At 63.6% G+C, this 385-nt stretch carries 1 pseudogene; it reads right to left on the minus strand.

Annotation, left to right across the window (positions count from 1 at the left end):
• Nucleotides 1–385, minus strand: a pseudogene (locus EOC83_RS32680) (benzaldehyde dehydrogenase); the annotation flags it as partial.

Consider the following 385-nt stretch of genomic DNA (forward strand, 5'->3'; position numbering starts at 1 on the left):
GTTGGGCATACAGTCGGTGAGACATGATCGGCATCGGGCCGCAGGACGTCGATCCAAGCGGGGCTGACACGGCGTCCAAGGTAAGCCAGGTGTGCCCGTCGGGCTTCAGGTCCCAGGTATGGGCGGCAGTCAGCAAGGCCTGTGAAGTCCACGGCCGGGCCGCGAATGCCGGCCAGCTACCGTCTGCAGTGATCCGCAGGCCGCCGTTCGAACCGCTGATCGTCAGTTCGTGGACTCCCTGGCGAAGGCCGTTCTCCTGGGGCATGGCATAGGGGGTTTGCAGGTCATCCACCTCTCCATTCCAGCGTCCCCAGATGGCGGCGTGCTGAGAATCGGGATAGTTCTCGGTCGGCCCGAGGCCAAACCATGAAACGGTGGTCAATTC

Origin of the sequence: Mesorhizobium sp. Primo-A (assembly GCF_003997175.1) — a bacterium.
GTDB classification, from domain to species: domain Bacteria; phylum Pseudomonadota; class Alphaproteobacteria; order Rhizobiales; family Rhizobiaceae; genus Mesorhizobium; species Mesorhizobium ciceri.